Raw genomic sequence first — 6843 nt, forward strand, 5'->3', positions numbered from 1 at the left:
TACTCACGCGCTTGCGCGATGACAACCCACATCCTGAAACGGAGCTTGAATACTCAAGCCCGTTTGAGTTACTAGTTGCCGTTACGCTCTCAGCACAAGCCACCGATGTTGGGGTAAATAAAGCCACCCGAAAACTCTTTCCAGTGGCAAACACACCGCAAGCTATTTTAGATATTGGCCACGACACACTACGTGATTACATAAAAACCATCGGGTTGTTTAATTCCAAAGCTGCGAACGTATACAAAATGTGCCAAATATTGGTAGATCAGCATAACGGTGAAGTGCCAGAGAATCGTGAAGCCCTAGAAGCCCTTCCTGGCGTTGGCCGTAAAACTGCTAACGTAGTATTAAATACAGCCTTCGGCTGGCCGACTATCGCGGTAGACACGCATATTTTTCGTGTATCTAACCGTACCAAGCTTGCCATGGGTAAAGACGTGGTAGCGGTTGAGCAAAAGCTCGAAAAAGTGATCCCCAAAGAATTTAAAGTCGATGTACACCACTGGCTGATACTGCATGGCCGCTATACCTGTGTTGCCCGTAAACCTAAGTGCGGCAGCTGTATTATTGAAGACTTGTGTGAGTTTAAAGATAAAACGGAATAGCTAAAGTCTTCAAAGAGTAAAAACAAACTATAGCTCTAGCTTTATTAAGCATAAAGAGTTTATATAACACCATTCAAAAACCTTCATTTGAGTGGTGTTAGAGTTAAGATTGTCTGTTATTTTAAATCAGTCCACTTCTGTTGATCTGTCAAAGTTTTTTTGCAATAAAAAATTGGTAACCAAACTCACCGAGGCTTGATTTATACAAATCAACTTCCTTATGGATATCCATCACAGCTTGTGATCCTACCATTTTTGAAGCGACCTCTTTCAGACGTTGTTCCAATGGCTCGTAGTAGCTCCTCCAAGCCTGCTCGGATACCGTGAATGTGTGTTGAAGTTCGTAGCCAGCCTTTTCTATTTGTGATCTGCGGGTATCAACGCTTTGTAAATCGGGGTAGTCGCTTTTCCAATGGTCAATAGCTTCTTGACTTGGATCGTCTATTAACCAGACTAAATCGCTAAAAACCAGCGTTCCATCATCTTTGAGTAACGATTTCCATTTCTTAAGTGCGTTTTCGATGCCCATAACATAAGCGGAAGCTTCTGCCCAAATAACGTCAAATTTCTCTAAACCAAAATCTAATTCAGTCATGCTAATGCACTTAGTTGATACTCGTTCACTCAGGTTATTTTGCTTTATTTTTTCTTCTACTTTATCAAGAGCATTTTGTTCATTGTCAGTCGCTACTATTTCTGCGCTTGATAGTTTAGCGAGTAACATGGTTGAATTGCCCTTACCGCAACCAACCTCCAAAATTTTTTCAGGGTTGGTGCTGAGTAATTCATACGCTCTTGAAGTGTCAGCTTCACTATTTGGTCCCCAAGACTCCAGCGCCTCAAATACGCTCATGAAATCTTGCATATATTTGTCATGTTCGTTCATGTCTTTTGATAACCATTTGATTCTTAGGGCTTGCTTTTCGTCAAACCCTTGGACTTTTAACCAGTCTATATGTGCATCTGGCGCGACTTCAGCGAGTGTTTGATGCCATGACTTACTACTGTTTTCTCCTAACAGGGAAGACAACAAAGCCAACGACTTTTGTTTTCGCTCAATGTCTTGCTCTAACTCTTCATAACGAAATTTAAGAACAGACCTATCCAATTTACTTTCAAGACAAGATTTACATTCCGCCAAGGTTAATCCACCACTTTGTAGTTGTTGAACTAAACGAACTTGCTGTAAATCTCTTTCACTATAAGCCCGATAGCCGTTTTCTAGCCTCTTACCCGAAATCAAATTAAGCTTTTCGTAATAAAGTAAAGTCGTTCTAGATAAGCCAACCAACGAAGCTAACTCAGAAATAAGATACACATATAACCTCATACATTTTAAATGCGATAATAAATGTAAACTATAAAGCGATAGACAGGTCAAGTACCAAGTTGACTTTCTAATGCTTAATGCTTCTAGTACTAAATGATGTTACAACAGAAGCAAGTTACGATTAATGTCTACATTGGCACATAACAGCCTGATATAAAAACATTTTAACATCTACTTTTCTTATATTTTGGCTGGCCGACATACGCACATATTCCGTGTATCAAACCTTACTAAGTTTGCAATGGGTAAGAACGTTGTTGAAGTAGAAAAGAAGCTCGAAAAACTAGTGCCTAAAGAGTTTAAAGTCGATGTTCACCACTAGCTTATACTGCATGGACGCTATACCTGTGTTGCCTGTAAACCTAAATGCGGCAGCTGTATTAGTGAAGACTTGTGTGAGTGTAAAGGTAAAACTGAGTAGCTATATGGCAAGTGTTCCTCTACCAATACATTCTATTTCTTAATGCAGGTGCCTAACTTTGGCACCTTGCACTTTCTTATACTGCAAATTAATTTAAATAAACGCTTATATCTGCACCCATACTAAAAGCAGTTATAGGCACATTTTCAAAGTATTAATTTCACAAGTATCATTCCTTTAGTTATGCTACTGAGCATAAATAAAATTATAGTGCGAACCCTCTATGTTACCCTTACTTCGTATATTGCTAATTGAGCAAGACCTTAGCATCTTAAAAGAGCTTTCAACGAATTTGTCAAAAACAATTGCTAATTTTGAGCGAAGCGATATTCATATTGATATTATCGAACGTCTTGAACTTAAAGAAGCGCTTGAGTGTGTAGAAGAAGATGGCGATATTCAAGCTGTTGTACTTAGTTGGGATGTGCAAAATAAAGTAGGCGAGAAAATGTATAGCCGCTTTATCGAGCAACTAAAGAGGATCCGCCTTGAGTTACCCGTTTATGTTATTGGCGATGATACAAAAGGGCTAGAAATCGTTAATGAGTCGGAGGAGATTGAGTCATTCTTCTTTAAAGATGAAGTAATCTCGGACCCTGAAGCAATTTTAGGTTATATGATTAACGATTTCGATGATCGCTCAGAAACCCCATTTTGGACGGCATATCGCCGATATGTTGGTGAATCAAACGATTCATGGCACACTCCAGGACATAGTGGCGGTTCAAGCTTTAGAAATTCTCCTTATATTAAAGATTTTTATCAGTTTTATGGCCGTAATGTGTTCGTGGGTGACTTGTCGGTGTCAGTCGATTCGTTAGGCTCATTATCAGATAGCACCAATACCATTGGCCGTGCCCAAGAGTCAGCAGCGGCAACGTTTGAAGTGAAACATACCTATTTTGTTACCAATGGGTCATCAACTTCAAATAAAATCATCTTGCAGACACTGCTTCGCAAGGGCGATAAAGTGATTATTGACCGTAATTGCCATAAATCTGTGCACTACGGCATTTTGCAATCAGCCAGTTTACCCATTTATTTGTCGAGTATTTTAAATCCTAAATATGGGATTTTTGCGCCACCGTCATTGGCTGATATAAAACAAGCAATAGAACAAAATACCGATGCAAAATTACTGGTTCTTACCGGTTGTACTTACGATGGCCTACTGAGCGACCTCAAACAGGTAGTAGAATTTGCTCATCAGCATGGTATTAAGGTGTTTATCGACGAAGCGTGGTTTGCTTACTCGCTGTTTCATCCAAGCTTACGTTACTATTCCGCCATTCATGCTGGCGCTGATTATGTTACTCATTCAGCGCATAAAGTGGTGTCGGCATTTTCTCAGGCGTCTTATATTCATGTTAACGATCCTGATTTTGATGCTGATTTCTTTCGCGAGATTTACAGTATTTATGCCAGTACATCGCCGAAATATCAGCTTATCGCGTCGCTTGATGTGTGCCAAAAGCAATTGGAGATGGAAGGCTATAAGTTACTCAATGCTTTGTTGAACCATGTGGAAGAATTTAAACAACAGATGGCTTCACTCAAACAAATTAAAGTGCTTGGTAAACAAGATTTTATGGAAATATTTCCACACTTTAGTGGTGATAACATGGGTCACGATCCGCTAAAGATTCTCATCGACATTAGCGAATTACCCTATTCATTAAAAGATATTCATAAATACCTTCTCGATGAAATTGGCCTAGAAATAGAAAAATACACCCACAGTACCATTTTGGTGTTACTGACTCTTGGCGGCACGCGTTCGAAGATCATTCGTTTATACAATGCGTTGAAAAAGCTCGATAGTGGCAAGGTAAAACTAGCCACATCGACGCGACGTTCTCGCTTACCGGAAAACCTACCAGCTATAGACTTAGCCTGTATTCCAAGCGAAGCTTTTTATGGCGAGCGCGAATCGGTACCTATTAGCAAAAGTAACAACCGCATTTGCGCCGGTTTAGTTACGCCCTATCCGCCAGGCATTCCGCTTTTGGTTCCGGGGCAACATATTACACAAGAACATGTAGACTATCTTAAGGAGCTTGCAGGACAAGGATTAACAATTCAAGGCAGTTTTGATGGCGAAATCTATGTTCTTAAGGGCAAAGCTAATAAGTAAAAAGTATATTTTAATAGAGTTGAACTCCTTATAACTAAACAGCAATATCACATGATATTGCTGTTTAGTAGAATAAAGAGCTGATCCTCATACTCCAAAAATAAATGAGGCCAGAATGCAATGATACAATTGAAGAACAAAAAGGCGCTCACGCTTCTGCGCGTTGCAGCTCTCATTTTTACTCTTACTAGCATATACATTTTTGCCCCTTGGCAGTTTGCTTTATATTACTTTCACCCACTGCCCGCTAACGTTCAAGCACAAACACAAGAGGCTATTGAACAAGGAATTGATGGCATTATTGTTTACATTCATAAACAAGGACAGCAACCTGAATATTTTGCAAATGGTTGGCATGATCGAGAGCAAAAAATACCCGCATACCCTAATGCACTTTTTAAAATTGGCAGCATTCGAAAGTTATATGATGCAGCAGCTTTAACCAAACTTTCAGCCGCTGGACGTATTGAAATAGATAAAACACTGGCTGATTATCTTCCATCATTAATTGGACGCATTGAAAACGCAGATAAGATTACATTACGAATGATGGTAAAACACAAAAGTGGCATACCCAATTACACAGACACCGATAATTTTGATTGGTCAATCACCTACCCTGATCCACTTGCATTAGTGCTCGATGAACCCGCTGATTTTAGCCCTGATGCTGATTATGGCTATTCTAATACCAATTATTTGTTGCTGCGAAAAATTATGTCTAACGTACTGGGTTATGATCACAACCAATATATTAAAGATGAAATTTTAACGCCACTTGGCCTAACGAACACGTTTTCATCAGTGCATGAAATAAATTTAGTAGATTTGATGAGTGGTTACTACGTAGGTTATGAGAATGATTTTAAAGCACTCGATCAAGGCTATGTGGCTACCGCACAAGATATAGGCGACTTTCTTATTGCTTTAAACAAAGGCGCTTTTTTCGACGAACAAGAGCAAGCTTTGTATACATCGCTTTATAAGTATGAACACACGGGTTGGGTATTAGGGTATTCAAGCATTGCTCGTTATTATAAGGATATCGATACAGTCGTTGTACAGTTTATAAATACTAATGGCGATGATACTGTGATGCTCACAGAAATAATTTATAATCGGATTATTGATATTTTAACAGCGCAGCAGTAGTCGTTACAAAGTAGCTGCGTTATCAAAATTTATGTGAATTTTAAGAGGGTTTAAATGCGTTTACTACACACCATGTTACGGGTTGCTGATCTAGATAAATCAATTGCGTTTTATACTCAAGTGCTCGGTATGAAAGAGTTACGCCGTGCTGATAACGAAGAGTACCGCTACACCCTTGCCTTTGTAGGATACGGTGATGAGACTGACACGACAGTACTAGAACTAACCTATAACTGGGATACCGACAGCTATGATTTAGGCAATGCCTATGGTCATATCGCGATTGAGTTTGATGATATCTATAAAGCCTGTGCTGATATCAAGGCCGCTGGCGGTAACGTAAGCCGTGAACCAGGTCCAGTAAAGGGTGGCACAACAGAAATAGCGTTTGTAAAAGATCCAGATGGCTACTCAATTGAACTTATTCAGAAAAAAGAAAATATGAATAAATTTTAGTAAATATATTTAATAGGTTTACTAAGCGGCTTTTTAATTTTTTAAGCTCAACTCTGATACAATTTTAAAAAAGGTGCTGTATGCACCTTTTTATCGTAATTGACTATCTTTACTGCCACGCCGATTAAGCCCTTTAGAAAGTGCGCCTTTACCTTCTAGTTCAACTTGGCAGCTTACACAATACTTAACACCTGGTAACGCAAGTCTTCGTGCCTGTGGTATTGGTTCATCACATTCTTCACATAGCTCGGCACTGGCTCCAGAAACTAAGTTACTTCTAGCATATTGCACAGCATCATTAACGCTGGCGTCGATTTGATCTTGAATTGCACCATCGCGTGCCCATCCACTTGCCATATAACCTCCTATTTATTTGGACGTTTATATGTACCCTAACATAGGTGAAGTTTATTTAAGCTGAATATAAAGAAAGGAAAGAAACTAATAATATATAGGAGTTATTATATTAAATTATTTAATTTTGAGATTTTAACTTCACTGGATAGTTTTGAAGTAGTGATGGAAATGCAGGACTGATTTTAGATACTTTTTAATAAAAGCTGTCTTACTAATAAATAGTAAGTGGCGTATTAAGAGATTTTCACTCTTTTTAAAGTTGCGGATAGAGTGTGTGGTGTCATACTGCTGTATATATTACTTAAAGCAAGTAAGTGGCGTCCCCAAGGGGATTCGAACCCCTGTTACCGCCGTGAAAGGGCGGTGTCCTAGGCCTCTAGACGAT

Annotated in this window: 6 protein-coding genes, 1 tRNA gene and 1 pseudogene; 5 read left to right on the forward strand and 3 right to left on the reverse strand. The window is 39.1% G+C overall.

Features of this window, described 5'->3' with window-relative positions:
• Positions 1–608, forward strand: a 608-nt coding sequence (nth, locus tag MTN97_RS16420) for an endonuclease III (RefSeq protein ID WP_248474898.1), incomplete at its 5' end; no start/stop codon positions are given.
• Positions 609–756: 148 nt separating this feature from the next.
• Here the strand turns inward: nth and MTN97_RS16425 are convergent.
• On the reverse strand, positions 757–1926 hold the full coding sequence (locus tag MTN97_RS16425) for a methyltransferase domain-containing protein (protein WP_248474899.1): 1170 nt from the start codon (positions 1924–1926) through the stop codon (positions 757–759).
• 211 nt (positions 1927–2137) lie between these two features.
• On the opposite strand from MTN97_RS16425, the pseudogene MTN97_RS16430 reads away from it, so the two are divergent.
• The 4 genes and pseudogenes from MTN97_RS16430 to gloA form a co-directional block, all read left to right on the forward strand.
• Positions 2138–2359: pseudogene (locus tag MTN97_RS16430) on the forward strand (endonuclease III); the annotation flags it as partial.
• 223 nt (positions 2360–2582) lie between these two features.
• Positions 2583–4493: an aminotransferase class V-fold PLP-dependent enzyme gene (locus MTN97_RS16435; protein ID WP_248474900.1), complete on the forward strand. Its 1911-nt coding sequence runs from the start codon at positions 2583–2585 to the stop codon at positions 4491–4493.
• Positions 4494–4613: 120 nt separating this feature from the next.
• Entirely contained in the window at positions 4614–5645 is a 1032-nt protein-coding gene (locus tag MTN97_RS16440; protein WP_248474901.1) for a serine hydrolase, read from the forward strand.
• 54 nt (positions 5646–5699) lie between these two features.
• Positions 5700–6101: a lactoylglutathione lyase gene (gene gloA, locus MTN97_RS16445; protein WP_024602990.1), complete on the forward strand. Its 402-nt coding sequence runs from the start codon at positions 5700–5702 to the stop codon at positions 6099–6101.
• Positions 6102–6191: 90 nt separating this feature from the next.
• Here the strand turns inward: gloA and MTN97_RS16450 are convergent, their stop codons facing one another.
• Complete coding sequence (locus MTN97_RS16450; RefSeq protein ID WP_024602991.1) at positions 6192–6458, reverse strand: DksA/TraR family C4-type zinc finger protein; 267 nt, start codon at positions 6456–6458, stop codon at positions 6192–6194.
• A 315-nt stretch (positions 6459–6773) separates the two neighbouring features.
• Positions 6774–6843: transfer RNA gene (locus MTN97_RS16455), tRNA-Glu, on the reverse strand.

It is taken from the genome of Pseudoalteromonas sp. 2CM36K (assembly GCF_023161865.1).
Taxonomy (GTDB): Bacteria; Pseudomonadota; Gammaproteobacteria; order Enterobacterales; family Alteromonadaceae; genus Pseudoalteromonas; species Pseudoalteromonas tetraodonis.

Excerpts from the sequence above, each read along its gene's own strand:
- MTN97_RS16450 (WP_024602991.1), bottom strand. The coding sequence starts at position 6,458 with ATGGCAAGTGGATGGGCACGCGATGGTGCAATTCAAGATCAAATCGAC.
- MTN97_RS16435 (WP_248474900.1), top strand. The coding sequence starts at position 2,583 with ATGTTACCCTTACTTCGTATATTGCTAATTGAGCAAGACCTTAGCATC.
- gloA (WP_024602990.1), top strand. The coding sequence starts at position 5,700 with ATGCGTTTACTACACACCATGTTACGGGTTGCTGATCTAGATAAATCA.
- MTN97_RS16440 (WP_248474901.1), top strand. The coding sequence starts at position 4,614 with ATGATACAATTGAAGAACAAAAAGGCGCTCACGCTTCTGCGCGTTGCA.